The 25,987-nt window shown below is 46.8% G+C and carries 17 protein-coding genes; 12 read left to right on the top strand and 5 right to left on the bottom strand.

Features of this window, described 5'->3' with window-relative positions; all coding sequences use genetic code 11:
• Positions 1 to 22 precede the first annotated feature (22 nt).
• A complete protein-coding gene (locus ACU1JV_RS08355) occupies positions 23 to 2,461 on the top strand; it encodes a rhamnogalacturonan lyase (protein WP_413985670.1) in 2,439 nt (812 codons plus the stop codon).
• Positions 2,462 to 2,761: 300 nt separating this feature from the next.
• On the opposite strand, the gene ACU1JV_RS08350 is transcribed toward ACU1JV_RS08355, so the two are convergent.
• Positions 2,762 to 3,799 carry a substrate-binding domain-containing protein gene (locus tag ACU1JV_RS08350; protein ID WP_413985671.1) on the bottom strand — a complete coding sequence of 346 codons (1,038 nt, stop codon included), beginning with the start codon at positions 3,797 to 3,799 and terminating at the stop codon, positions 2,762 to 2,764.
• Positions 3,800 to 4,312: 513 nt separating this feature from the next.
• On the opposite strand from ACU1JV_RS08350, the gene ACU1JV_RS08345 reads away from it, so the two are divergent.
• The 11 genes from ACU1JV_RS08345 (at position 4,313) to ACU1JV_RS08295 (ending at position 20,262) form a co-directional block, all read left to right on the top strand.
• Positions 4,313 to 5,275, top strand: a complete 963-nt coding sequence (locus ACU1JV_RS08345) for an ABC transporter permease (RefSeq protein WP_013369665.1) — start codon at positions 4,313 to 4,315, stop codon at positions 5,273 to 5,275.
• 15 nt (positions 5,276 to 5,290) lie between these two features.
• Positions 5,291 to 6,172 (top strand): carbohydrate ABC transporter permease, encoded by an 882-nt coding sequence (locus ACU1JV_RS08340; protein ID WP_013369666.1) that lies wholly within the window; start codon positions 5,291 to 5,293, stop codon positions 6,170 to 6,172.
• A gap of 62 nt (positions 6,173 to 6,234) precedes the next feature.
• Positions 6,235 to 7,824 carry an ABC transporter substrate-binding protein gene (locus ACU1JV_RS08335; RefSeq protein ID WP_058829037.1) on the top strand — a complete coding sequence of 530 codons (1,590 nt, stop codon included), beginning with the start codon at positions 6,235 to 6,237 and terminating at the stop codon, positions 7,822 to 7,824.
• Positions 7,825 to 7,850: 26 nt separating this feature from the next.
• Positions 7,851 to 9,308, top strand: a complete 1,458-nt coding sequence (locus tag ACU1JV_RS08330) for a glycoside hydrolase family 32 protein (RefSeq protein ID WP_337681977.1) — start codon at positions 7,851 to 7,853, stop codon at positions 9,306 to 9,308.
• Positions 9,309 to 9,349: 41 nt separating this feature from the next.
• Positions 9,350 to 12,607 (top strand): GH32 C-terminal domain-containing protein, encoded by a 3,258-nt coding sequence (locus tag ACU1JV_RS08325; RefSeq protein WP_413985672.1) that lies wholly within the window; start codon positions 9,350 to 9,352, stop codon positions 12,605 to 12,607.
• A 232-nt stretch (positions 12,608 to 12,839) separates the two neighbouring features.
• Positions 12,840 to 14,576: an ABC transporter ATP-binding protein gene (locus tag ACU1JV_RS08320; protein ID WP_081317844.1), complete on the top strand. Its 1,737-nt coding sequence runs from the start codon at positions 12,840 to 12,842 to the stop codon at positions 14,574 to 14,576.
• Positions 14,557 to 16,395 (top strand): ABC transporter ATP-binding protein, encoded by a 1,839-nt coding sequence (locus ACU1JV_RS08315; protein ID WP_058829041.1) that lies wholly within the window; start codon positions 14,557 to 14,559, stop codon positions 16,393 to 16,395. The genes ACU1JV_RS08320 and ACU1JV_RS08315 overlap by 20 nt, the downstream gene beginning before the upstream one ends.
• A 172-nt stretch (positions 16,396 to 16,567) precedes the next feature.
• A complete protein-coding gene (locus tag ACU1JV_RS08310) occupies positions 16,568 to 17,224 on the top strand; it encodes a DJ-1/PfpI family protein (RefSeq protein ID WP_346835299.1) in 657 nt (218 codons plus the stop codon).
• Positions 17,225 to 17,367: 143 nt separating this feature from the next.
• Positions 17,368 to 18,567, top strand: a complete 1,200-nt coding sequence (locus ACU1JV_RS08305; RefSeq protein ID WP_025675781.1) for an MFS transporter — start codon at positions 17,368 to 17,370, stop codon at positions 18,565 to 18,567.
• Positions 18,560 to 19,204, top strand: a complete 645-nt coding sequence (locus ACU1JV_RS08300; protein WP_413985673.1) for a TetR/AcrR family transcriptional regulator — start codon at positions 18,560 to 18,562, stop codon at positions 19,202 to 19,204. Before ACU1JV_RS08305 ends, ACU1JV_RS08300 begins: the two co-directional genes overlap by 8 nt.
• A gap of 146 nt (positions 19,205 to 19,350) precedes the next feature.
• Positions 19,351 to 20,262 (top strand): helix-turn-helix domain-containing protein, encoded by a 912-nt coding sequence (locus tag ACU1JV_RS08295; RefSeq protein WP_413985674.1) that lies wholly within the window; start codon positions 19,351 to 19,353, stop codon positions 20,260 to 20,262.
• A 107-nt stretch (positions 20,263 to 20,369) separates the two neighbouring features.
• Here the strand turns inward: ACU1JV_RS08295 and ACU1JV_RS08290 are convergent, their stop codons facing one another.
• From ACU1JV_RS08290 to ACU1JV_RS08275, 4 genes are all read right to left on the bottom strand, one after another.
• Entirely contained in the window at positions 20,370 to 21,770 is a 1,401-nt protein-coding gene (locus tag ACU1JV_RS08290) for a sugar porter family MFS transporter (protein ID WP_025675784.1), read from the bottom strand.
• A 225-nt stretch (positions 21,771 to 21,995) separates the two neighbouring features.
• On the bottom strand, positions 21,996 to 23,333 hold the full coding sequence (locus ACU1JV_RS08285; RefSeq protein ID WP_064962466.1) for a response regulator: 1,338 nt from the start codon (positions 23,331 to 23,333) through the stop codon (positions 21,996 to 21,998).
• Positions 23,308 to 24,759: a sensor histidine kinase gene (locus tag ACU1JV_RS08280; protein ID WP_413985675.1), complete on the bottom strand. Its 1,452-nt coding sequence runs from the start codon at positions 24,757 to 24,759 to the stop codon at positions 23,308 to 23,310. The genes ACU1JV_RS08285 and ACU1JV_RS08280 overlap by 26 nt, the downstream gene beginning before the upstream one ends.
• Positions 24,756 to 25,754 (bottom strand): substrate-binding domain-containing protein, encoded by a 999-nt coding sequence (locus ACU1JV_RS08275; protein ID WP_413985676.1) that lies wholly within the window; start codon positions 25,752 to 25,754, stop codon positions 24,756 to 24,758. Before ACU1JV_RS08275 ends, ACU1JV_RS08280 begins: the two co-directional genes overlap by 4 nt.
• Positions 25,755 to 25,987: the final 233 nt, after the last annotated feature.

Genomic DNA, 25,987 nt, shown 5'->3' with positions numbered 1-25,987 from the left:
ACAATTGAGGAGGACGAATTGGATGGCTCAAAGGAAAGGCGCATGGCGAAAGGGAACCTTGACCGCCGCGTTGGCAGCAATGCTGGCGATGACGGGTACGACTGGGGGAGTGGCTGCGGAAGACTTGTCCGAACCCACGCTGCAGGCAGAATCATCAATCGCAGTAGAACAGAATCGTAACGGCAGCATTCAGTTGGAAAAGCTGGATCGCGGACTGGTGGCTGCGGCGACGCAAGAGGGTATATTTTTAAGCTGGCGGTTATTGGCCCAAGAAGTGAACGGCTACAGTTCAACAGGGCTGACAGGAGCGGACTTTAACGTATACCGTGATGGCAAGAAAATCGCAACGGTGACGGACAGCACCAATTATCTGGATAAGGAAGGAACCGGAAATGCGGTGTACAGGGTCGCTTCAGTCGTTAAAGGGAAAGAGAAGGATCGCAGTGCCAAAGTGAAGCCATGGCAGCAGGGTTATTATGAGCTTCCTCTGCAAAAGCCTGCTGATGGCGTAACACCTGCAGGTGAATCCTATACGTATTCGGCCAACGATATGAGTGTGGGGGATGTGGACGGAGACGGCCAATATGAATTTTTTGTAAAATGGGACCCATCCAACTCCAAAGATGTATCTCAGAAGGGTTATACCGGAAATACGTATGTCGATGCGTATACGTTCGAGGGCAAGCTACTGTATCGAATTGACCTCGGTGTGAATATTCGCTCAGGTGCGCACTATACACAGATGATGGTGTATGATTTTGACGGCGATGGCAAAGCCGAGCTGATGTTCAAGACGGCTCCAGGGACCAAAACGATTATTTTTGATAAAAAGGGCAAACCCAAGAAAGAAAAATATATTACCCTGCCCCGTGAGGATCGCAAAGCTGGAATTACACATAAGGATGATTATCGTTTGAGCCGCACGGATTATTATGAGCATGTGGTGAACATGTTTATGAACTGGACGAAGCATGAAGAAGTGGTCAAGGGGCAGTGGCCTGCTACGCTGGAGGAGTGTTTTGGTATTGCTCCAAAGTACAGCTACCCGTTATCCCGAAAGGATGCGGAAAGCCTGACGGATTACTTTATGGATGTGTATGCTCCTGCGCGGAGCGACAAAAACAAGCTGAGAGAATTTGAAGGCTTCATTGTGGATGGGCCGGAGTATTTGACCATTTTCAAAGGAAAAACGGGGACTGAGCTGGAGACGATTCGCTATGAGCCAGAGCGCCATGACGACGGTCTTATGTGGGGAGACTATGCTATGGCCCGGATTGAACCTGCTAATCGCGTGGATCGGTTTCTGGCAGGGGGAGCATATCTGGACGGACGTAAACCATATGCCGTATTTGCACGTGGCTATTATACGCGTTCCACCTTGGTCACTTACACGTGGGATGGTCGTCATCTCCAAAAACATTGGATGGTGGACAGTGGTTGGGCACCGATGACCAATCCGTTTAATGATAGCCCACACGGACGGGATGGAACGGACCCGAAATTCGGCACCTTGACTACACAAGGAGCACATTCGCTGAGTGCGGCAGACGTGGATGGAGATGGCAAAGACGAAATTGTATATGGCTCCGCCACGATTGACCATGATGGTAGCCTACTGTACAGTTCATTTGATGTTATGCCTCCTGAAAGTGCAATTCCGGGCCAAACCGCCAGATTGGGACACGGTGATGCACTGCATGTGACCGATATTGACCCTGATCGGCCAGGAAAAGAAATCTTTATGGTGCATGAAGGCGGCACCTATGCCCCTTATGGTTATTCACTGCGGGATGCCAAAACGGGCAAAGTCATCTACGGTGGATATTCCGGCAAAGATACAGGCCGGGGGATGGTCGGTGACGTAGACCCTGAACAGAGAGGACTGGAGACTTGGGCCATAGGCTTGTGGACCGCTGCGGGTAAACAATTGGATACGAAGATGCCGGGTACCAATATGAGTATCAAATGGGCGGCTGATATGACCACACAAATCGTGAACGGGGCGATCGACGTAACCCCAACCATTGAAGATTGGAAACGAGGCACATTACTAACCGCATCAGGCACCAAAACGAACAATTATACCAAAGGAACGCCATCGTTGGTCGCTGACATTTTCGGAGATTGGCGTGAGGAAATGCTTGTCCGTACAGCGGATAGCTCGGCGATTCGTATCTATTTGAGCACCGAGCCCACAACGCATAAATTGTACACGTTGATGCATGACCCGCAGTATCGTGCGGATGTGGCGCGTCAAAATACCGGCTATAACCAGCCGTCCTACACAAGCTTTTACTTTGCATCCGATATGGATTGGGCGAACGTGCCCATTCCCAAGCTCTACACACCAAGAGCCTTGATGAATGAAGAGAGCAGTGACGAAGCGGATGGGGTAGAGGCAACGGAGGTAGATGAAAAAGAAGTCGATGAAATGAAGGTATCTCCGCATCCATCAGTTTAATAGACTTAGAAAAATGGCAAGTCTCTGATGATTTAGAGGCTTGCCATTTTGTATTATTAAAGTTTAAGAGTATAGACGGTTTATCTAAGGTCTGTATGGATGGTTTTTAGAACATCTTCAAAATAGCAATCTGCTGAAAGCAGCGGAGAGGACGGAACGATTGCGAAAAAGCGTCAGGGTCGCCTTTGTATCCAGATTTTTACCACTAAGCTATTCAATAAAATCCAGATACAACAGCGATTGGAGCAACGTTCCGTTCGCGGAGCCCCGCAAGAATACCTCTTTTACACTCACCATCTACTACAATGTCGGAGTCGATTCTCTAAATATCGGCTCTGTTCTGATATGCGTTATCTGATAAGGTCTGGAAGGATCTTTGACCCGTGCCAATAGCATCTCAGCCGCCGTAATCCCCATTTCGTTGTTGTAGATATGCACGGTGGATAAATGAGGCTCCACAATCCGGGATTCAGGAGCGTTATCAAACCCAAACACAGCAATATCTTCAGGGATTTTTAAGTTTTTATTTTTGAGCGCTTTCATGACACTGACGGCGATAAAATCATTGGCGCATACGAATGCGGACGGAAGCGCGCTCATACCTTCTAATTGTTTATCCATCCAATCCGATTCGGAGAAAAAATTTCGGTCCTGATCAACGATGCAGCAAGATAAATCCACACTTAGGCCGGCTTCGATTAAAGCACGGTTATATCCAACCCACCGCTCGTTGAAGCTTTTGCAATGTTTATAATCCCCAGCAAAACCGATCCGCGCAAATCCACGATCAATCAGGCTTTTGGTAACAAAATAAACGCTATGTTCATTTTCCATCAACAATAAATCCGCTTTCAAATCAGGACAAAAAATGTCCACCGAGCAATCAATAAAGATTGTGGGCAATCCCAAACTCGTAACGAGCTCACTATACTGTGGATCGAACATTTCAATACAAATGATTCCGTCAACCTTGGAGGCTTCAAAATTATTAGGAAGTGTTCCCGCTTGGGTTTCGTTTTCCCGCACAATATGAATCGACAAATTATACCCTTCTGCACTTATTCTTTTTTCCAGCCCACTGATCAGAAAGGAGCCAAAATGCGAGCTGTTCGGCAGATTGCATGTAAATAGGGCAATGTTACCTTGGTTCTTAGGGATGATGCTGTCTGTTTCCACATAGGCAAATTGCTTATATTTGAGTTCGATCGCTTTTTTAATGACCTTGTTCCGAGTATCAACCGGGATGCTGTCACTACCGTTAATCGCTTTGGAGGCGGTATTTCGGGAGATTCCCAAAGCGTCAGCAATGTCTTGAATGGTGACTTTTTCTTTCTTCATAGACTGGTTCCACCTTCACTTAATAAATGGATTGCCTGAGAGGTACAGTTGCCTCTGCCAGCTCTCCGTTCAGACCTAAAATGTATCCTAAATGTATAATAGTTCGCATAAAATAGCAATGTTAACATTGCAAATGACTAAATTATTTTTACATTTGTGAAGTTTGCTTAATAGCCTATATTTATCTTCATCGGATCAAAAAATGAACTGAAATTCAAATTTATATAAGCTGGATAAAAAAAATGCTCATTGAAACAGAGAGGGGAGATTAGTGCCGTATAAGTGAAGCGGTCATTGTGAATGGGGAACTTTCATATTTGGATTATTGGGTATGATTATTTTATTTTTTGTTACAAAGATTCAAATTGACAATATTATTTTGGTCAAATGTAAATAATTTATTTTACAAAAGTTATTGACGGATGATAATTTGATTTGGTAAATTGAAGATGAAAATTGTAAGCCTTTTCAAATGTGTTATACAGACGGCTATTACAGATGGGGGGAAGGCAAATGGCCAACTTGGCTAAGGCAGCTCAGAGAAATGTCGCACTGGGGGAGCAAAGGACCATTCGCAGTAAATTAGACTATATTCGTAAGAACTATTTTCTTTACGTACTGTTGGCGCCTGCGCTGATTCTTACGATTCTTTTCAAGTATGTTCCGATGTACGGGGCGATTATTGCTTTCAAGGATTTTAGCCCGCTTAAGGGGATTTGGGGAAGTGACTGGGTTGGACTGAAATACTTCACTAAATTTTTAGACTCGCCTAATTTTACAGATATTTTCTTTAATACGCTGAAACTGAGCTTCTACGGGCTTGTACTCGGATTTCCTGTACCGATCCTGTTGGCGGTCATGCTGAATCAAATCCGCAAGGCGGGGTTGAAAAAGAATATCCAGCTTGTTTTGTACGCCCCTAATTTTATTTCGGTCGTTGTCATCGTGGGTATGCTGTTTATTTTCTTGTCCCCGACAGGACCCCTGAATCAAATCATTGCATCGGTGACCGGCAACCCTGTGATCTTTATGACAGAGCCTGAATATTTCCGCTGGATTTATATCCTGTCTGGAATTTGGCAGGGGGCGGGGTGGTCTTCAATCATTTATGTAGCTGCGCTAGCTAATGTTGATCCCGAGCTGCATAATGCAGCAAGTCTGGACGGAGCCAACCTGCTTCAGCGCATATGGCATATTGATTTGCCGACGATTAAACCCATTATGGCGATTGTTTTTATCTTGGCAGCAGGAGGAATCATGTCGATCGGGTTTGAGAAGGCGTATCTCATGCAGACATCCATGAATTTGCCTACTTCTGAAATCATTCCTACCTATGTGTATAAAGTCGGCTTGCAATCCGGTAATTACGCCTATTCTGCAGCGGTCGGGCTGTTCAATTCGGTGATTAATGTGGTTTTGCTGCTGACCGTTAACTTTATCGTCAAGAAGCTCAATGAGGGAGAAGGGCTTTATTAGGAAAGGAGCCTCTTTATGCATGTCAAACATTCTAATCTGGACCGCTTCATCCTAGGTGTGAATTATATTGTGCTCACTCTAGCTGTATTGATTATCGTAGTTCCCTTAGGTTATATCGTCATAGCATCGTTTATGGACCCGACCGTTTTGTTAAGCAAAGGGCTATCCTTCCGTATTTCGGATTGGAGTGTGGAGGGATATCGGAAAATTTTGTCCAACCCGGCGATGCTCCGTGGATTTGCCAATTCGGTGTTCTATTCTTCATGCTTCGCCTTGATCTCTGTGACGGTTTCGATTTGTGCTGGCTATGCCTTATCGGTGAACAGCTTGGTAGGGCGGAATTTCTTTATGACATTGTTTATCATCACCATGTTTTTCAGTGGAGGGCTGATTCCAACTTACCTGCTGGTCAAAAATTTAGGGATGCTGGATACCGTATGGGCCATTCTTCTTCCCGGTGCGATCAATGTGTGGGATCTGATTTTGGCACGAACGTTCTTTAAAGGTGTACCCAATGAATTAAAAGAAGCTGCCAACGTGGACGGAGCCTCGGACTGGACAATATTTTTCAGAATCGTGCTCCCGCTGTCCAAACCCATTATTTTTGTCATTGCGCTATATGCCTTTGTCGGTCAGTGGAATTCTTATTTTGATGCCATGATTTATCTGGATAACGCACAGCTGCATCCGCTTCAATTGGTGCTGAGATCGATCCTGATCCAAAATCAGACGATGCCTGGCATGATTAGTGATCAATTGGCAATGGCAGAACTGAAACGTCTTTCGGAAATGATCAAATATTCATCAATTGTCATCTCCAGTCTTCCGCTACTTGTGATGTATCCCTTTTTCCAAAAGTATTTTGAAAAGGGCGTTATGGTCGGCTCCTTAAAATAAAAGATGCCGCGCACTTCATTGCTACACGTGCATTTTACCTTTATCCGATGGAGGTCATCCAGATGAAAACAGTCAAAACTGCCTCATTTGCCGCACTGGCGGCGATCTTAGTTCTTTCCGGCTGCGGCAGCAGCAATTCCTCTAATGAGAGCGATGCAACAGATGTGAATGGAAAAGTGACGCTCAACTTTTTAACCCAAAGCTCTCCACTCGCTCCGGCAGACCCGAACGACAAGCTGATCAACAAACGGCTGGAAGAAAAAACAGGCATTCATATTCGTTGGAAGAATTTTACGAGTGATCAGTTTGTGGAAAAAAGGAATCTGGCTATTGCCAGCGGTGATTTACCGGATGCAGTGTTCGATGCGGGCTACTCGGATTACGATTTGCTCAAGCTGGCCAAAGACGGTGTCATTATTCCGGTGGAGGATTTGATTGAACAACATATGCCGAATTTTAAAAAGGTATTGGAGCAATCCCCGGAATATAAAGCGATGTTGACTGCGCCAGATGGACATATTTATTCCTTTCCGTGGATTGAAGAATTGGGAACAGGAAAAGAAGCGATCCAGTCCGTAGATGATTTGCCATGGATTAATGTAGAGTGGCTGAACAAGCTGGGCTTGTCCATGCCAACAACGACCGAAGAGCTGAAGCAGGTCTTGATTGCCTTTAAAACAAAGGACCCCAACGGCAACGGGCAGGCGGATGAGATTCCGTTATCGTTTATAGATAAACCCGGCGGCGAGGATTTGGCCTTTTTATACGGGGCGTTTGGGCTTGGAGAGAACTGGGATCATACAGTAGTGACGAACGATGGGAAAGTCGTTTTTACGGCAGCGGATAACGGATATAAGGAAGCCATCAAATATATTCATGATTTATACAAGGAAGGGCTGGTGGACATAGAGTCTTCCCAGCAGGATTGGAACACTTATCTGGCCAAAGGGAAGGATCACCGCTATGGTCTGTACTTTACATGGGATAAGGCTAATATTACAGGCCCGAATAAAAAATACGATCTCATGCCGCCGCTGGCTGGACCGGATGGACATGTGAATGTTACACGGACGAATGGCATTGGCTTCGATCGCGGGCGCATGGTGATCACCAGTGCCAATAAGAAGCTGGAAGCGACCGCCAAGTGGATTGACCAGCTGTATGATCCGATCCAGTCCATACAGAACAACTGGGGAACTTATGGGGATACGAAGCAGAAAAATATCTTTGAGTATGATGAGGCAAAGGGAATGTTGAAGCATCTGCCGCTGGAAGGCTCGGCTCCGGTGGAAATCAGACAAAAGACGAACATTGGCGGACCGTTAGCTGTATTGGATGAATACTACGGAAAATACACAACCCAGCCAGAAGATGCCACATGGCGATTGGGTTTGCTCAAAAAGGTGATGGTTCCCCATATGCAAGCAGATCATAATTACCCTAAGGTGTTTTTCTCTATAGATGAGCTGGACCGCTTATCGACCATTGAAACCGATCTATTCGCCTACGTTCTCCGCAAACGTACGGAATGGTACCAGAATGGCAAGGTCGAAGAGGAGTGGCCGGAATATTTGCAGGAACTGAACAGTCTGGGATTACAGGAATGGTTGCAAATCAAACAGGCGGGCTATGACAGAAACGCAAGTAAATGATTCTTTTTTCGAGGGAGATGGAATATATGAACGTTGTTAGGCAAGAGAAATACCGCCCATCCTATCACTTTTCACCGAAAAACGGATGGATGAATGATCCGAACGGAATGGTTTATTTTGAAGGACGTTATCATTTGTTTTATCAGCATCATCCATTCGGCACAACGTGGGGTCCTATGCATTGGGGGCATGCGGTCAGTACTGATTTGGTGAACTGGGAGGAGCGGCCGATTGCTTTGGAGCCGGATGGGCTAGGAACGATTTTTTCCGGGAGCGCCGTGGTGGATGAGCAGGATACGTCCGGTTTTTTTGAAGGCAAGCCGGGTTTGGTAGCTATTTTCACTCATCATTATTCGCTTCCAAACACGGATCAGATACGCCAATACCAGAGCCTCGCCTATAGTACAGATTCAGGTGAAAGCTGGATTAAATATGCGGGCAACCCGGTACTGGAGGATGAGCATTGCATTGATTTTCGTGACCCCAAAGTGTTCTGGCATGAGCCTACAGAGCAGTGGGTGATGGTGCTGGCCTGCGGTCAGACGGTTCGAATCTATCATTCTCCGAATCTGAAGGAATGGGTGTTTGCCAGTGAATTTGGACACGGCATCGGTAGCCATGACGGGGTGTGGGAATGTCCGGATTTATTTCCGTTATGGGTTGATGGGGAGAGGTCACAGGTAAAGTGGGTTATGCTCGTAAGTATCGGTGATCATCCGGAGATTCGGGAAGGGTCCAGAACACAGTATTTTACGGGTGAATTTGATGGGACGACATTTGTGGCAGATGTGGAAAGTGAAAAAGTCCGCTGGCTCGATTATGGCAGAGATAACTACGCAGGTGTGTGCTGGTCGGATATCCCGGCAGAGGACGGACGACGCCTGTTTATGGGCTGGATGAGCAACTGGAGATATGCCAATCAGACCCCGACGGAACGCTGGAGAGGTGCCATGTCCATTCCGCGTGAACTCGCACTGGAAACGAGAAAGGGCACAGTGGCACTTATTCAGCGCCCTGTTCGGGAACTGGAGGGATTAAGAACTCCTGTCCTGTCACTCACAGAGCCATCTTGGGAGGAAGTGCGGAACGCATTGTCTGCCCTGCAACTGGATTGCTACGAACTTGTGGCTGAATTTGCAACTACCGGAGACTTTGGCTTTAAGGTGCGGGTATCGGATGAACAAGAGACACTCGTCGGTTATACTTCCGCCACGCAGGAAGTATACGTCGACCGGACACGGTCAGGCTGTTCGGATTTTCATGAAGACTTTGCAGTCAGACATGGGACCTCACTAGGAATCTTACCAGATCGAATGGACATCCGCCTCTATGTGGATCGCTCGTCTATTGAAGTGTTTTTCGATCGCGGACAGGTAGCCATTACCGATTTAATATTTCCTGACGCAGAAGCTAAGGGGCTTGAAATATTCCCATCGGAAGAGCAGGTAACTTTATTTTCGCTGGAGCTTTATACGCTGAAATGAGATTTTCTTCATAATCCATACTGGAAGGTAGGAAATTGGCGATGAGGATAAAGCTCACAAACACGCGAACGAACCTGACGGACTGGCAGATTAAAGGACAGGGACATATTGAAGATAACGTTCAGGGACTGTTGCTAAGATCGGAGCCACAGGAAAATGTGATGGCTATGTCTGCAACCATGTCTGAGGATTTTATTTTTGAAGCAGATGTAATGGTCACAGACCTACAGGCGGATGCTGCCCTAGTATTTCGTTCCAGTAGGGATGGATTGTTTTCCTATATGCTTCAAATTGTGCCGTCCGCCGGGTTGGTGCGGCTACGGGATGCTGCTGGAGATATCGAAAGGCTCAAAGAGGAACGGCCAATAGAATTACAAAAAGGAGATATTTATCATCTCAAGGTGAAGGTGGAAGGTCCTCATCTTAAAGTGTACTGGGATGAAGGCTATCACCCGATTATAGATGTGGTCGATATGACGTATGCATCAGGATATTTGGGACTGAATGTCTGGAATGGGTCGGCATTATTTCAGAACATTCAAGTCAGTGATATGGATACGAATGTAGGTGAACTGCTTTTAATCCGTGGGAAATGGCAACCGGACCTAAAAGGGCAGAGAGCCGAGGGAACAAGTACTGGAGATGCGCTTAAAATATACGGTACCGCAACTGCCGACCTGGTCATGGAAGGCAGTGTGACGCTGAATCCTTCTCAACCAGGAATGGAAGCGGGACTATTTTTCAGAGGGAATCAGAAGGGAACAAAGGGTTATGTTGCTTCTGTGCAAGGTGAGGATCATCAGGTTCGGGTACATCTGAAAAAGGCGAACGGAACGTTGGTTGCAAGCTCGGCGATGACGTATCTGGATACATCGGGCAGTAAACACAGTTTGGAAATCATCGCACATGGAGAGCGGATTCGCGTGTTTGTAGATGGCTACACGCCTGCGGCGATTGACATCGTGGATAACAGTTATTCCAGTGGTTTTATAGGTATAAAGGCAACTGGGGGAACGGCTTATTTTCAGGATCTCTACCTTACCCCTGTCTCGAATTACTATACCGAAAAATATCGTCCGCAGTATCATTATTCTCCTGCCAGAGGTTCAGCCAGTGATCCGAACGGATTGGTTTATTTTGAGGGGGAATATCACCTGTTCCATCAGGATGGTGGACAGTGGGCACATGCGGTCAGTCTGGATTTGCTGGATTGGAAAAGGCTTCCCTTGGCATTAAAGTGGAATGATTTGGGCCATATCTGGTCCGGCTCGGCTGTAGCTGATCTCACCAATACTTCCGGCTTGTTCAGCGACTATGGCGGGAAAGGGCTGGTTGCTTATTACACCTCCTATAATCCCGATCAGCCCAGGGGAAACCAGAGAATTGGCCTTGCTTACAGCACAGACCGGGGACGGACATGGCAATACCCAGTAGACCGTTCGATTGTAATAGAAAATCCGGGCCAAAATGAAAACGATCCCGGCAACTGGGATTTTCGTGATCCGAAAGTAGTATGGGATGAAGCGCATCAGCGCTGGATTATGGTCGTGTCGGGAGGTGACCATATTCGTTTCTTTACCTCCGCCAATTTATTAGATTGGAGCTGGACGGATAACTTTGGCTACGGTGCTTATATACGGGGTGGGGTATGGGAGTGCCCTGATTTATTCCCGCTTCCGGTAGACAAAGGCAACACCTCTAAATGGGTACTGATGATTAGCACTGGAGCCAGCACGAACACTCAAGGCTCGGATGCGGAATATTTTATCGGTGAACTGACATCTGATGGAAAATTTCAAAATGATCTTCCGCCGGGGAAGGTGCTGAAAACCGATTGGGGCAAGGAATTCTATGCCTCGATGTCCTTCACCAATGTACCTGGCGGGCGGCGTATCATGCTGGCATGGATGACGAATTGGGACTACCCGTTCAGCTTTCCGACTTCGCCCTGGAAGGGGCAGTTCAGCATCGCGAGAGAGTTATCGCTAAAAACGACCCGTGAAGGTATCCGCTTGATACAGCATCCGATATCCGAACTGACTTCGCTGCGTTCCCATTTATTTTCACTAGACCATGAGAGTATCACGGAATCTTCTCCGAATATACTGGAAGGCTTGAATGCGGGGGCCTATGAGATTGAAGCAGAGTTCGAATTCCCTTCCGTTGGGATGGCATCGACTTTTGGATTTTACGTACGGGAAGGCGGTGAGCAAAGAACTGCAGTCGGCTATAAAACAGATGTACAACAGATGTTTGTAAACCGTGCTGATTCAGGGCTTGCCGATTTCTCTCCCCTGTTTTCAACGTTTCATGAAGCATCGCTGGCACCCGTCGGGAATCGGATTCAAATGCGTATATTTGTGGACGAATCCTCAGTTGAGGTGTTTGGTAATCATGGGGAAGTCGTATTTTCTGATCTCATTTTTCCAGATTCGGCGCGTAGAGGGATGAGCTTCTATACCCAAGGTGGTGAAGTAAAAGTTGTTTCTCTTCGAGTGTATGTGCTACGCAATAGCTGGAGGGTTACAGAGGCTTCACCCATCAGACTGATGATGGATTACACTCAGTTGGAGCTTGCGGAAGGACAGTCCAAACGTTTGTATGCGAGTGTGGAGGACCATTCCGGGAGAAAAGGACATTTGCTGAATTGGGAATCCAGCAATCCCGCAGTCGTCAAGGTGATCGTGTCAAATGAGGGTAGCGCGATCGTTGAGGCACTTTCCCTTGGAGAAGCTGTTGTTACAGCCTCCATCCCGGGAGATACGGTAAGAGCAAGTACCTCTGTTACCGTACACGGCGGGATGTTTTATACCAACCTTTCAGGTTGGAAGCCGGATGTCTCTGCATCCCGCTGGATGGTGACGGCAGATGGTATGCGCGGAAGCTATATCAGCGATGCGAATTATATGGCTTCTGAACAGGCGAAAGATTTTACGTATGAGGCTGATATGAAGCTGCATGGAAATGGGAGTGCTGGTTCCATGATTTTCCGTGCCAACGCGGACGGGTCGAGTGGCTATTATTTGAATTTGGATCCGAACATGAAATCCATTCGCCTTTTTTATAAAAAAGAAGGGCGATTCGAGGAACAACAGGTGCTGACCAAGGTTCCAAGATTTGTACTTCCGGGAGTAACCTATCATATCAAAATCCAAGCAAAAGGATTACGCCTTCGTATAGAGATAGACGATGAACAGGTAATCGACTTGGAAGATGGTACGTTTGCCGCAGGGCATTTTGGCATTAATGTATTTGGAGGGCAAGCTTTTTACCAAAATGTAAGGGTCGAAAAAGTCTGATTTGAATTTCGTATTTTTGAAAGAGAGCTGTATTTTACGAGCTCTCTTTTTTGCGTCTTTTTTAGCCGGAGCCTGCAAATTGCTGGTTAAACGAAGACCTGCAGGAGGGTATAATAAAATATAGTGCTATATAAAGTGCGTATATATGGTGTTACAGCAGGTTTTGATTGATATAACCATTAGACGCTGATCTGGAAGGACGGCTAAGGCAATTGGAGGAATGCTTGTGGGGATGATGTTCTCTTTTCTAAAAAAATATCGGGTTCCAGCCATCGCGGCGCTCGTGATGATGTTGCTGGAATTGACGGTAGAGTTATCGCAGCCGTATTTGATCTCCAAAATCATAGATGAGGGCATTCGGCAGCAGAATTTGCCTGTCGTCTGGTTATGGGGCGGTGTACTGGTGGGCAGTGCCATTATCGCTTTTATGGCAGGGATATCGAGCTCCTTTTTTGCTTCGCATGCAAGTCAGGGTTTTGGCTATGATGTGCGGGAAAAGCTGTATCAAAAGGTGCAGTCCTTTTCTTATCCGGTATTCAAACGGTTTGCTACTTCGTCGTTGATTACGCGCCTGACGGGAGATGTCACGCAAGTACAAGATACGGTGTTTATGAGCTTGCGATTTATGACACGGGTTCCGCTGGTGGTCATCGGCAGTATTGTGATGGCCTTGGTTGTACATTTTAGGCTTGGGCTGCTACTGGCGGTTATGGCCCCGGTGCTGTTCGTATTTGTGCTGGTGACGATGCGGAGGACTGTCACTTTGTTTAAGGGTGTCCAGCGGCGTTTGGATGATGTTAATGGAGTAATTCAGGAGAATCTGACAGGCATTCGGCTTATCCGGGTTTTTGTGCGGATGCGGCATGAAATTGAACGCTTTGCCCATTATGGAAGCGAATTGATGAAAGGGACGGTGTCCGCTTTACGCTGGACAGAAACGACGATGCCGTTCATTTTGTTTACGATGAATGCAGGGATCATTGCAGTACTTTGGTTTGGGCGCGGTCAAATTTTCACTGGAGATGCCAGTGTAGGACAGGTGGTGGCAGTCGTCAATTATTCCCTGCGGACGATTGGAGCTTTGTCTGCCTTGTCCGGTATCGTTGTGGTATTTTCCCGGGCTACTGCATCCACAGGACGGATTCGAGAGGTTCTGGAAACACCTAATGTAGAGGGGCGAGAGCTGGAGGCTGTTCCAACACAGAACACACGAATGGAGGGACAGGTGGAAATGGATCGGGTGAGCTTTCATTATCCGGGCAGTGATTTGGCTGTATTAAAGGATATATCCTTTAAGGCACGACCGGGTGAGCGAATCGCTATTATGGGAGCTACTGGTTCGGGCAAATCCTCACTTGTACAGTTGATTACACGTCTGTATGAAGAAGTTGAAGGTCATGTGCGCTTTGACGGAAAGGACGCTCGTGAATTGGATAGTTCCATACTACGTGAGGCGATTGGCTATGTCCCTCAAGAGGTACTGCTATTCACCGGCTCGATTCGGGATAATATTGCCTGGGGGCTGGAGCATGCCAGTCTGGAGCAGATTCAGGAAGCCGCGCGCATGGCGCAAATCCATCATATGATTGAACGCTTGCCACAAGGCTATGACACCATGCTCGGACAGCGTGGCGTTAATCTGTCTGGCGGACAGAAGCAGCGGCTTTCGATTGCCCGCGCACTGGTGCGCCAGCCGTCAGTGCTTATTCTGGACGATAGCACAAGTGCGCTGGATGTGGGGACGGAAACAGCATTGCTGAATGCACTTGATGGCCTGTCCTGCACGACATTTCTCATCACGCAGAAGATCAGCTCAACTGCATCAGCAGATCAGATTTTACTGCTGGATGAGGGGCGTCTGATCGCAAGTGGAAGTCATAAGCATCTCATGGATAGCTCGGATCTGTACCGGCGTATCTATGAATCACAATACGGAAAGGAGGAGTCGCATGTTCAAGGAACTCATTGAACCGTTCCGTCAGTCTACACCAGAATCCGGTGTGTTGCGAAACCCGGCAGGTGCTGAGGGACGAAGCAAGGCCAAAGCGAAGAACTGGTCTGGCACGGTAGGGCGAATATGGGCTTATCTGGCCCGTCGCAAGGCCAAGCTAATGCTGGTACTGTTCATGGTGTTGCTCAGCTCCGGGCTGTCGCTGCTGGGACCATATTTGGTTGGCGTAGCGGTGGATGATTTTCTCGAAGGTCCGGGTGGACGCACGTGGATTTATTTTCTCATAGGTTTAGGGGCTGTATATTTACTGAACTCGCTGACCTCCTGGCTGCAAAATATCTGGATGATTGAGATTGCCCAAGAGACGGTATACCGCATGCGTTTCGATCTGTTTTCACATTTGCATCGACTCCCCATTCCTTTCTACGGCAAACGTCAGCAGGGAGAAATTATGAGTCGTCTGACCAATGATATCGAAAATGTCAGTTCTACGCTGAACAGCTCGGCCATTCAGATTTTTTCAAGCATATTGACGCTCATCGGTACACTCACAGTGATGCTGTGGTTAAGCCCGTTGATGACTCTGCTAACCTTTATCGTGGTGCCGTTAATGGCAGCCGGGATGCGCTGGATTACACGCCGCACCGGGCCTTTATATAAGGAACGACAGAAGAACTTGGGCGAACTGAACGGATACATCGAAGAAACGCTGTCCGGTCAGCAGATTATTAAGGCATTTTCACAGGAGAAGAGGGTTATTCGTGATTTTCGTGAGCGTAATGACCGTATTCGGCTGTCAGGTTTCTGGGCACAAACGATTTCAGGCTTTATCCCTAAGCTGATGAACGGACTGAATAATCTCAGCTTTGCTATTGTAGCAGGGATCGGTGGCATTTTGGCCATTCACGGCTCGATTACGATAGGGACGATTATCGTATTTGTAGAATATGCTCGCCAGTTCACTAGGCCGCTGAACGATTTGGCTAACCAGTGGAATACACTGTTGTCCGCCATTGCCGGAGCTGAGCGCGTATTTGAAATATTGGACGAAGATGAAGAGTCCAAGGATGAACGTGGCGCAGTAAAGCTGAAGCATGTAGAGGGAGCTGTGCGGTTTACGGATGTTTCCTTTGGTTATGATGAGGGAAGCGCTACGCTAGAAGCGATCTCTTTTGAAGCTAAACCTGGTGAGATGATCGCGCTCGTCGGTCCGACCGGGGCTGGAAAAACGACACTGATCCAGCTCCTTTCCAGGTTCTATAGCCCACACAAGGGAACGATTACACTGGACGGGCGTGACATTACGACCATAGAGCGTGAAAGCTTGCGCTCCCGTATGGCGTTTGTGCTACAGGACACCTTCCTGTTTCAAGGGACCATTCGTGAAAATATCCGCTTCGGCAGGCTGGATGCCACTGATGAGGAGGTTGAACAAGCATCGAAGCTGGCCAACGCCCACTCCTTTATCATGCGGATGAAGGACGGGTACGACAAGGTGCTGGAAGCGAACGGCAGCGGTATCAGCCAAGGTCAAAAGCAGCTGCTGGCGATTGCCCGTGCGATTTTGGCCAACCCTTCCATCCTGGTACTCGACGAGGCGACCAGCAGTATCGACACCATTACCGAGATGAAAATCCAGGAAGGACTGGAACGGCTCATGCAGGGCCGAACAAGTTTCGTTATTGCGCATCGGTTGAATACCATTCGTCAGGCTGACCGGATTTTGGTCTTAAAGGACGGCCGTCTGGACGAGCAAGGCTCCCATGAGGAGTTGCTGGCTCACAAAGGCTTTTATAGTGATTTATATTATGGTCAGTTGAGAAAACAAAGCTCATAAGCTGGCTTGATCAACAGATTTACAGGCATATTTAGAAAGGACTACTCTGGGGCTCCTTTTCTAAGTATGCCTTTTTTACAGCTACGTAACGTTAAATATACCCATACCCCGTATATGTATGTTAGTATTGAGGTGTAAAAATAAAATACTACACCAAAGGAGAGATATCATCATGAAAGTCGCAATCATGCTTTTCGATGGAATCACAGCATTAGATGCCATAGGTCCCTATGATGTATTTGCTGCTACACTGAAATGTGAAGTGAAGTTTGTCGCTAAGAAAAAAGGGTTAGTCAAACTGGACTCAAACATGGGTTATTTGCATGCCGATTACAGTTTTTCTGAAGTACCTTCAGCTGACATTCTTGTTGTTCCAGGTTGCAGTCCGCCAAATTATAAAACTCCAATGAATGACGAAGAAACGCTAAATTGGATTCGTCAAATACATGAAACTACAAGATGGACCACGTCGGTTTGTAATGGCTCTCTGATTTTAAGCGCCGCAGGCTTGTTAGATGGAATCATAGCCACAAGTCATTGGGGTTCCTTAGACCTGCTCCAATACCTTGGAGCCATTCCAACAGATGAGAGAGTAGTTCGTCAGGGCAAAATCGTTACAGCAGCCGGTGTCTCCTCTGGTATCGATATGGCACTCCAGCTAATCGCATGGGAACTGGGAGAAGATATGAGTAAGGGAGTCCAGTTGATTTTGGAATACGATCCTCAGCCTCCGTTTGACACAGGTTCACCCAAGAAAGCATCTGCTATATTGGTAGAACAAATAAGAGGTATATTACAAGAGTTCGCAAAAAGGGAGCCTCATGTGTAAGTCCTGCATAAAAAGGTCTCTTTCCGTATTAGCTTGGCTCAATTAGGTTTGTATTTTTATTTACAATGGCTCCTATTTCAACTAAGATGGTTTACACGTAGTAAAGGATTACATAGTGTAAATAGTTGAAGGGGGTTACAAATATGAGCAGCTTACCTAAGTCTGCTAAATTTCCACTTTTCATTTTGATGCTGAATCTGTTTATTGCTTTATTGGGTCAAGGCATGGTAATTCCCATTTTGCCTGAATATCTGAAACAATTTAATGCGGCAGGAGCTGCTGCGGGGTATCTTATTGCCGCTTTTGGAGCAGCACAGTTTATTTTTTCACCTCTAGGTGGTCAGCTTTCGGATAGATACGGGCGAAAATCGATGATTATTATTGGTCTGTTTTTAACCGTCATTTCGGATTTGATGTTTGCGGTATCTACGACATTGCCCCTTCTATATATTGCTAGGTTTATTGGGGGGATGGGTATTGGATTAATGGTACCTTCCAATATGGCCTATGTCGCTGATATTACCACTCCTGAAACCCGCGCTAAAGGAATGGGGTACTTGGGTGCTTCCATGAATTTGGGGATGGTGCTTGGTCCGGGGTTAGGCGGTATGATTGCTGAGTTTGGTATAAGGGTGCCCTATTTTTTTGCTGGTGGACTTGGACTTGTAGCAACGCTGCTTAGCTTATATATGCCAGAGACACTGCCTAAGGAACAACGAAAATCAGTTGACCAATGGGTCCGACGGGAGCCCATTCGAAAGCAAATTCTAAATTCATTTCGGACGTCCTATTTTCGTTATCTTCTCCTCATATTGATCATGACATTAGGTTTGATGAATTATGAAACGGTGTATGCTCTTTTTGTGGAACGAAAATACGGTTTTGATGCCACTAAAATCTCAATGATCATTACGGTTGGTGCCATAATAGGCATCGTGGTGCAAGTATGGCTACTTGATTATCTCATCAAGAGACTTGGCGAGATGAAGCTCATACGCCTCTCTTTGATTATGACAGCCATTGCTTTACTGTTCATGCTCATTAAGATCAATTTAGGTTATCTGCTGGTGGTATCGGCTCTGTTTTTTGCCTTTAATGCTTTCTTAAGGCCAACAGTAAGTACAATGATCGCCAACTCGGCTGGTGATCGTCAAGGATATGCCGCCGGACTGAATACGACGTATACCAGCCTAGGCAATATATTGGGACCCATTTTAGCAGGTTTATTGTTTGACAAACACATTCAAATTCCTTATATTTTTGGTGCACTAATCCTTGCATCTGCCCTTTTCTTAACCTTTCAAAAATCAAAAAATGAGAAACGGATGGTTGCTAATGACTGAGAACTGGCACCAGAATTTGAAAAACAAAAATCGGGAAGAACTCATTGCGGCTGCGAAGGAACTTTTTATGAAGCAGAGCTTTCTCAAAGTTAATATTAAGGATGTATGCCATGTGGCCGGTGTAAGTCGGGTTACATTTTATAAGCACTTTCAGTCCATGAACGAACTGATTTTTGAGGTCCAAATGGAAATCCTTGAGCGTATGACCGAATTTGTTAGAAGAGCACCTTCAGCCGAAATGAATGGTAAGCAGATGCTTACTTCGATGCTTGATGCATGGATTGATTATGCTTGGCAACATCCAGATTACATCAAGTTTATTCTATTATTCGATCTACATTACGAAGCTTATGATTCAAATCAAGAACTCAAAGAACAGTACAAAAATTTTGTTAGCCGGGAAAAGGAACAACATTTCCTGATAGATGCTCTGGAAGCTGGAATCCAGGATGGATCATTAAAGTCGGATGCTGAACCCTTAAAGACTGCGTATTTTATCTTTACGTCTATGATGGGTTTACTCCAGAAAATGAGCCTAACTTCCAAGGAAGATTGGAATAGTGAATTTCAGGATGTACAAATTGCAAACCGATTTGTAGGGATGTTGGTTCAGTATTTAAGTCCAGAAAGTGATTAGGTAGGAGTCGCTCACCGTATTCCAAGGGATTTCAGTGTCCGATAAAGCGAAATAGAATACCATGGCTCAGTCTGTTAAACTGTGAAAATAGAACGGGTACATATACGTCGCCATATTAGCTTGATCTATTTCGCGGAGGTGCGGGGATGAACGGAAGTCTGTTTGAGCCAAGACTGCGGGACGGGGATTATATTCCCCGTTTTTTTGCTTACTATTACAAGCAATGGCGTGACTATACGATGTCTTACCACGATCATTATTCCACTGAAATTATGTATATGATCTCTGGTTTGTGCAGGGTAGATGTACAAACCGGAGAAGATACGGAAGAAAGCATTACGCTGCGCAAAGGCGAGTTTATTATGCTGGATGCAGGCATCCCACATCGGTTGGTGGTGGAAGGTGAACAACCGTGCCGTATGCTGAATGTAGAGTTTGGCTTTAAGGAAGGGGTGAGGGTAGGCCCATCTATCCAACAAATAGCAGCGGAGGAACAGGAGGTCACGGCCTTTATGTCGCGTCCATTCCCGTATCTGGTGCTATCGGACCCGGAAGAGGTATATTATGCGCTGAAAAGTCTCGTGCTGGAGCTGGATCAAAGAAAAGAACAGCCGGGTGCCATGGCAGAAATGCTTTTTATGCAATTGCTAGTACGAATTGCACGTCTGCGGGAAGAGGCAGAGCGCAGCAATACGCAGCAAACAGATGTGTACATCAAGCGATGCATTGAATTTCTCCATCTGAACTATGACCGGGATATTGCAGTCAAGGACATGGCCGCAGCCGTCAATCTGCACCCGGGGTATTTGCATCGAATTTTCAAAAAACATACGGGGCTAACGCTTACCACGTATTTAACGATGTTGCGAATGGACAAGGCCCGTATGCTGCTTCAGCAAACGGACATTCCCATTCAAGAGATTGCCGATTATGTTGGCGTGGCCAGCAGACAGTATTTTCACATGTTGTTCAAAAAGCACACTGGTCAAACCCCTGTTGAATACCGCTCTGCTGTGGAGCGCGATGTGAGGAACTACGCGGAGGAGGGTGGGAGCTGATCATAAAAAACCTCTGAACCATTGCCGATTTAGGTCGGTATGGCTTCAGAGGTGTATATTTTGAAGCATTATAACAGGTGCTGGGCTTCTTGAGAGCTAAAGTTGGATTATTTTCCGAGCCACATATTTTCCATCTGTTCAAGTGATCTCCCCTTGGTTTCGGGAACCTTGCGCCATATAAAGACTACGACGAACAACGAGATGGCTCCGAATATCCAGAAGGTATTGGACGGACCAGCTGAACTCAGCAGAGGAGGGAATGCTTGGGATACCAGATAATCGCCGGCCCATAATGCCATCGAAGCAATGGCGACAGCTTTACCGCGAATGCGGTTCGGAAAGATCTCAGAGATCATGACCCATACGATTGGCCCAAGCGATATAGCGTAGGAGGCCACGTAGATCAATATCATGATCAGCACGAGCGGTCCGGTAGTTAAACCCATTTTGAATGCGGCTCCAATAATGACCAAGCAGAGGGTCATCAACGAGGTACCGATCATCAGCAGAACTTTTCGTCCCGCTTTGTCGATCAGCCATACGGATACGATGGTAAACAACACATTGATCAACCCGATCCAGATGGTCTGGGTCAAAGACGCGTCCGTACCGAGCCCCATTCCTTTAAAGATAACCGGCGCATAATACAAAATGGCATTGATGCCGGTAATATGCTGCATAATGGCGAGCATAATACCGATAAAGAGAGCGACCCGAATACCGGGAGCGAACAATTGTTTTAATGAGTCGTTCTCATTTTTGAACGATTCCTTGATATCAAGTACTTCCTGTTTAGCGGCTTCTTCACCGTGAATTTTCAGCAGAATTGGCAGCGCTTCATAAGGCCGATTCTTTTTGATAAGCCATCTCGGGCTTTCGGGTATGAAGAGCATCAGGAGCATAAAGATCAGTCCCGGAACAGCTCCCACACCGAACATCCAGCGCCAGGCTGTTGAGACACCCCAAGCTTCATCTCCCAGGCTGACGATCCACGAATTTTGAAAATAAACCAGGAAAATACCTGTTACGATCGCCAGCTGATTTAAAGCAACCAAACGGCCTCGGTATTTGGCAGGAGCGATCTCCGCGTTATATACCGGACAAATGGTGGAAGTGATTCCTATGCCGACGCCGCCGATCATGCGAAAGATAACATACCCGGTGAACGTATCTTGAATTGCAGAGCAGATCGAGCCGACGACGAATAAAAATCCGGCAGCCAGCAATACCTTTTTTCTGCCGATCCTTTCACTCATGTAGCCGGAGAGAGCTGCTCCCGTGATACTCCCTACAATCAGACTCGACACCGCCCAACCAACCTGAAATTCGCTCAGCGAAAAACGCTGCTGTAGGAATTCAACTGCTCCCGAAACTACCGCGATATCAAAACCGAACAGTATGCCTCCAAGCGCGGCTACGATGGATACCAGCGTCACAAACAGCATACTGGGTTTTTCTGATTGAAGCGCTTTCTGTTGAGCGCTTTCATTATGGATGATTACTCCCATATGATCATCTCCCCTCAGATTCCAGAACCTCATTCCGTTCTTCGAGGAGAAGTATAACATGCACCTGTAAAAGAAAGGTCGGTGATCGTCTTCAATAAACGGACCTTTTCATGCACGATTTTGACTTCGATTCCCGAATTGGTGATGAAGGGTCTAAACCTAGCATTACCTTGTCATTCGAGCTTAAAAAAATCCATGTCGATGGTCGACATGGATGAATCTCTGCTATTTTTGGCCTTTGAACTCTGTGGGAGGAACGCCCGTGATCTTCTTAAAGACGCGGCTAAAATAGTTCGGGTCCTTATAACCCACTTCAAAGCTGATTTCCTTCAGAGCAAGGTTGCCCTCCTTGATCAGAGAAATAGCTTTATTAATCCTTAGCCGGGTTACGAAGTCGATGAACGTTTCTCCGTATTCCTGTTTGAAGATTTTGCTGAAGTAGTGGGGATTCAAATGGACGAAATCAGCCACCTCTTCCAACGAAAGTTCATCGTTGAAGCGTTCCTCGATATACATTTTTGCTCTGCCTAGCATAGTCAGTGTTTGAACCTCCCGCTGTTCGCGTATCCGTTGCAGTGCTGATATGACGTACGTCTGCTGAAGCATTCCATTCTCCGCTTTGACGGCAAGCTCAGAGGCGTTTCCAGCCTCTGACGACTTCAGTTCGTCAAAGTGGCAGTAACCTCCATCACGCTTGCGTAGGGTGGAGGCAAAAACGGCTTCAAAATAGGACTTGCGAAGTCCTTCCTCGCCGCTATGCAGTGAGCCGATTCCAATAGCCGTCTTCATGCCAAATTGCTGCTGGGACAGCTCGGAGAGCTGCTGAACAAGGTGTTTAATCAGTTGGCGCCAGTCGTTTTCGCTGGTGGCAGCTGGCTTTTGTAAAAAAGTAGCCATGTGATGGTCGATCAGGGAGCTCACAATGGAATTGGGACCATGTGTTTTTACATAGCTTCGGAAATGATCGTAAATTTTCTTTTTGTCCTGCTCGTCTGCATATCCTTCAAAGGCAGCAATGATGGCGCTTCCCTGATCAAGAGGAAAGTCCAGCCATTCCGACAGTTGGGAAGCGCTCGAATCCACCGTCTGGTCGACCATAAGCATTAAAGCCAGCTCATTTTCTGCGAGCGGCATCAGCTGTGAGATTTTGTGCCTAAGCTCCAATTCTTCCGTGCGTGCCCGCTTCTCGCATTCAATTTCTTCAATCAGTCGTTTCAGTGTACCGATGATGAGTTCCCGCTTCGCCGGCTTCAGAATATATTCTTTTACACCCAAAGAGAGCGCCTCACGTGCATAAGCAAAATAATCATATGCGGTGACAAGCACAAAGCGGGTATCGGGAAGACGCTCCTTTAATTCACGAAGCGCTTCAAGTCCATCGATTCCGGGCATATTGATATCCAGAATGGCAATATGGGGACGGTGCTCTTCTGCGCATTCGATCGCCATGCGGCCGTTGTCAGCATGAATAAACCGAAATACCCCCGGCATCGCCCGTTCCACTATCAATTCCAGTCCTTCCCTCTCCAAAGCTTCGTCATCCGCGATCAACAACCGATACATTCGTCTGCTCACTCTCCTTCTTGACTGGGATTCGTATTGTTATGGTAGTACCTAGTCCGGTATGGCTACGGATTTCAACCATTCCTTCCTTTTCGTAGAACAACTGCAGCCGCCTAAACACGTTTTGCATTCCAAGTCCCGTTGAACTGCTGCTTTCAGCTCCGCCTTCAAGACGGAGCACGGACAGTCGGGTTTCTTCTGTCATGCCCTTTCCGTTGTCCGAAATTTCAATTTGCACATCCTCGCCCGCTCTCGACAGCGTCAATGTGATAATGGCCCCGTTTTCCATATCTGCTACACCATGAAGAAAGGCGTTTTCAATAAACGGCTGGATCGTCAAGGCCGGAATTTGCTGCTGAAGTACGGAAGCGTCAAAGTGAAGATCAAAGCGAATTCTGTCCCGGAAGCGCGCCTGCTGGATGGTCACGTATTCGCTTATATGATCCAGTTCCTCCTGAAGCGTTACGGGTTTGTCCAGCTTTTGCAGACTGTACCGTAGTAGATTGGACAACGAAACGATCAGGTCGCTGGTCTTCTCCGCTCCTTCCAAGATCGCCAGTTTGGAGAGCACATTTAAGGTATTGAATAAAAAGTGCGGGTTAATTTGATTTTGCAGAGCCAAAAGCTCTAGCTCTTTCACAAGCCGCCGCATTTCCAGACTCTGTTTATCTTTTTCGATAAGGATGCTCAAATCAGCAGACATTTGCGAAATGGCGTCCGCCAATACGCCTAGCTCGTCATCCCGTCGCGGTTGGGGTTGGGGCTCGATATTCAGATCACCTGTGGCGATTCGCTTCGCCAGTCTGACAAGTCTGCCGACAGGGCCAGTAATGCTGCGCGAGATCCAGATGGCAAGCAAAACACCCATCAGCGCGTTCATGCCGAACAACGCCACTCCCAATCCGTTCATTTGCTCATTTTTGTTCCGGATGTTCTCGATGATCGGTCGGTAATAAGCCAGTTCAGCATCGATCAGTCGCTGGCCCTCCTCATGAATATAGCTGACGGTTTTCTCCGCTTCAATATAATGTTCAAAAGCCGATTGAGGATCTTGTGCCTTTGCATCCAGAACTGCAGCTTGCTTCTGTTCAAGAAATGTGGCCAACAGATTCATGTAGTTCTCCTCGGCAAAAGAAGGATCGGTTGAGTCGGAGACTTCCTGGATTCTGTCTTTTAGCTGTTTCAACTGGTATTCTGTCATGCCCTGCACATCCTTATCGTCTCTTGGATTGAGCAGATAGGCATATAGGAGATTTAAGTTGCCCTCCGCCGATTCGGAGGTTTGCTCGATGAGGAGAATGCGGCCAAGCATTTCATCGTAGCTCTGTTGTACAACCTTTCCACTTTGGAATACGAAATAAGCGATGATATTGGCAAACACAACTAGAAGAGGGATGAACAGAAGCAGCTTCTTTCTGATCGTCATCGCCTGTCATCTCCAGACATGTCAGCGGGAGTGTCTGCATGCACTTCATAAACTCTGGTATATGTTAATTCCTGAGAATGACTCCCCTTGAGATAATCATTTAGCAATTTTATGGCCTTGGCCCCCATTTCCTCTGGCTGTTGCACAATGGTCAGTTCGATTTTGCGATCTTTAATAGCTTTCAACGTCTCGGCCATATCGTCAAAAGCGAAAATTTGCAAGTTCTGCGCTCCACGCCGTTCTGAAGCCTCCAGAATGCCAAGGCCGTCCAGCGCACTGAATCCGACCATGTAGCGAATCTGCGGATAATGGGTGAGCATGTTCTGAGCTTGCTGGGCTGCCTGAAGCCGTGAAATATTTGAGGAGCGAATCTCCACAATGCGGAGCTTGGGATAGCGGCTGATCACGGAACGAAATCCGGCAAGCCTGAGCCGCTGATTCTCGACGCGCTCGCTGCTGATCATCACTCCAATATCGCCACGCTCCCCAGAGGCCTTCGCCAACAGCATGCCCATCTGTTTTCCTGCTCCTTCGTTATCCGTTCCAACGTAAGCCAGTCTCCGGGAGTTCGGCTCATCCGTATCGATCGTGATGACAGGTATGCCAAGTCCGGCCGCTTTGTCGATTAATCGGCGATACTCCGGATCATTTATCCCTTGAACCAGAATCGCATCCGCCTTGGCGGCGATCGCTTTATCCAGCAGTTTGATCTGCTCGGACGGATTAATGCGGTCCGGTCCGATATAATCGAGCCGCATACCGTACTGCTCCGCTTCCTTTCGGGCTCCTTGTTCAATGGACCGCCAGTAATAATTGTCCAGCTCTTGCGATATCAATACCACTTTTGTATCGGAACCCCTGTCATTTGGTGAAACCGTCTTCAATTGTTCTGCAAATTGGTGAATTTGAAGAGAAGACAGAGTGAACTGAAAGAGCAGCCAGGCAAATAGCAGGAAGACGGGAATAAGGATAAATGTCCATTTACGGTTTGACATGTCTTGCTCCTTTGGGAATATTTAGAGACACAACTCATTATACAGTAAACAAAAGAAGCGCACGCAGCTATCGCCAGCATAAGCGCGGTTATTGAGGGATGGAAGTCGAGCGGGCACGAAGTGAATTCCGTGGAAAGATAGCATTGCTAATTCGGCAACATGGAGATAATTTAAAATGATGAAATAATTATGAAACAAATTGAGAAAATACAAAAATAAGAATACTGCAATTT

It is taken from the genome of Paenibacillus sp. T2-29 (assembly GCF_052921365.1).
Note: the sequence above shows the minus strand (reverse complement) of the source record. Positions and strands in the feature narration are given on the sequence as shown.

Excerpts from the sequence above, each read along its gene's own strand:
- ACU1JV_RS08280 (WP_413985675.1), bottom strand. The coding sequence starts at position 24,759 with ATGACGATCAGAAAGAAGCTGCTTCTGTTCATCCCTCTTCTAGTTGTG.
- ACU1JV_RS08310 (WP_346835299.1), top strand. The coding sequence starts at position 16,568 with ATGAAAGTCGCAATCATGCTTTTCGATGGAATCACAGCATTAGATGCC.
- ACU1JV_RS08315 (WP_058829041.1), top strand. The coding sequence starts at position 14,557 with ATGTTCAAGGAACTCATTGAACCGTTCCGTCAGTCTACACCAGAATCC.
- ACU1JV_RS08355 (WP_413985670.1), top strand. The coding sequence starts at position 23 with ATGGCTCAAAGGAAAGGCGCATGGCGAAAGGGAACCTTGACCGCCGCG.
- ACU1JV_RS08300 (WP_413985673.1), top strand. The coding sequence starts at position 18,560 with ATGACTGAGAACTGGCACCAGAATTTGAAAAACAAAAATCGGGAAGAA.
- ACU1JV_RS08325 (WP_413985672.1), top strand. The coding sequence starts at position 9,350 with ATGAGGATAAAGCTCACAAACACGCGAACGAACCTGACGGACTGGCAG.
- ACU1JV_RS08340 (WP_013369666.1), top strand. The coding sequence starts at position 5,291 with ATGCATGTCAAACATTCTAATCTGGACCGCTTCATCCTAGGTGTGAAT.
- ACU1JV_RS08350 (WP_413985671.1), bottom strand. The coding sequence starts at position 3,799 with ATGAAGAAAGAAAAAGTCACCATTCAAGACATTGCTGACGCTTTGGGA.
- ACU1JV_RS08305 (WP_025675781.1), top strand. The coding sequence starts at position 17,368 with ATGAGCAGCTTACCTAAGTCTGCTAAATTTCCACTTTTCATTTTGATG.
- ACU1JV_RS08295 (WP_413985674.1), top strand. The coding sequence starts at position 19,351 with ATGAACGGAAGTCTGTTTGAGCCAAGACTGCGGGACGGGGATTATATT.
- ACU1JV_RS08285 (WP_064962466.1), bottom strand. The coding sequence starts at position 23,333 with ATGTATCGGTTGTTGATCGCGGATGACGAAGCTTTGGAGAGGGAAGGA.
- ACU1JV_RS08335 (WP_058829037.1), top strand. The coding sequence starts at position 6,235 with ATGAAAACAGTCAAAACTGCCTCATTTGCCGCACTGGCGGCGATCTTA.
- ACU1JV_RS08330 (WP_337681977.1), top strand. The coding sequence starts at position 7,851 with ATGAACGTTGTTAGGCAAGAGAAATACCGCCCATCCTATCACTTTTCA.
- ACU1JV_RS08290 (WP_025675784.1), bottom strand. The coding sequence starts at position 21,770 with ATGGGAGTAATCATCCATAATGAAAGCGCTCAACAGAAAGCGCTTCAA.
- ACU1JV_RS08320 (WP_081317844.1), top strand. The coding sequence starts at position 12,840 with ATGATGTTCTCTTTTCTAAAAAAATATCGGGTTCCAGCCATCGCGGCG.
- ACU1JV_RS08345 (WP_013369665.1), top strand. The coding sequence starts at position 4,313 with ATGGCCAACTTGGCTAAGGCAGCTCAGAGAAATGTCGCACTGGGGGAG.
- ACU1JV_RS08275 (WP_413985676.1), bottom strand. The coding sequence starts at position 25,754 with ATGTCAAACCGTAAATGGACATTTATCCTTATTCCCGTCTTCCTGCTA.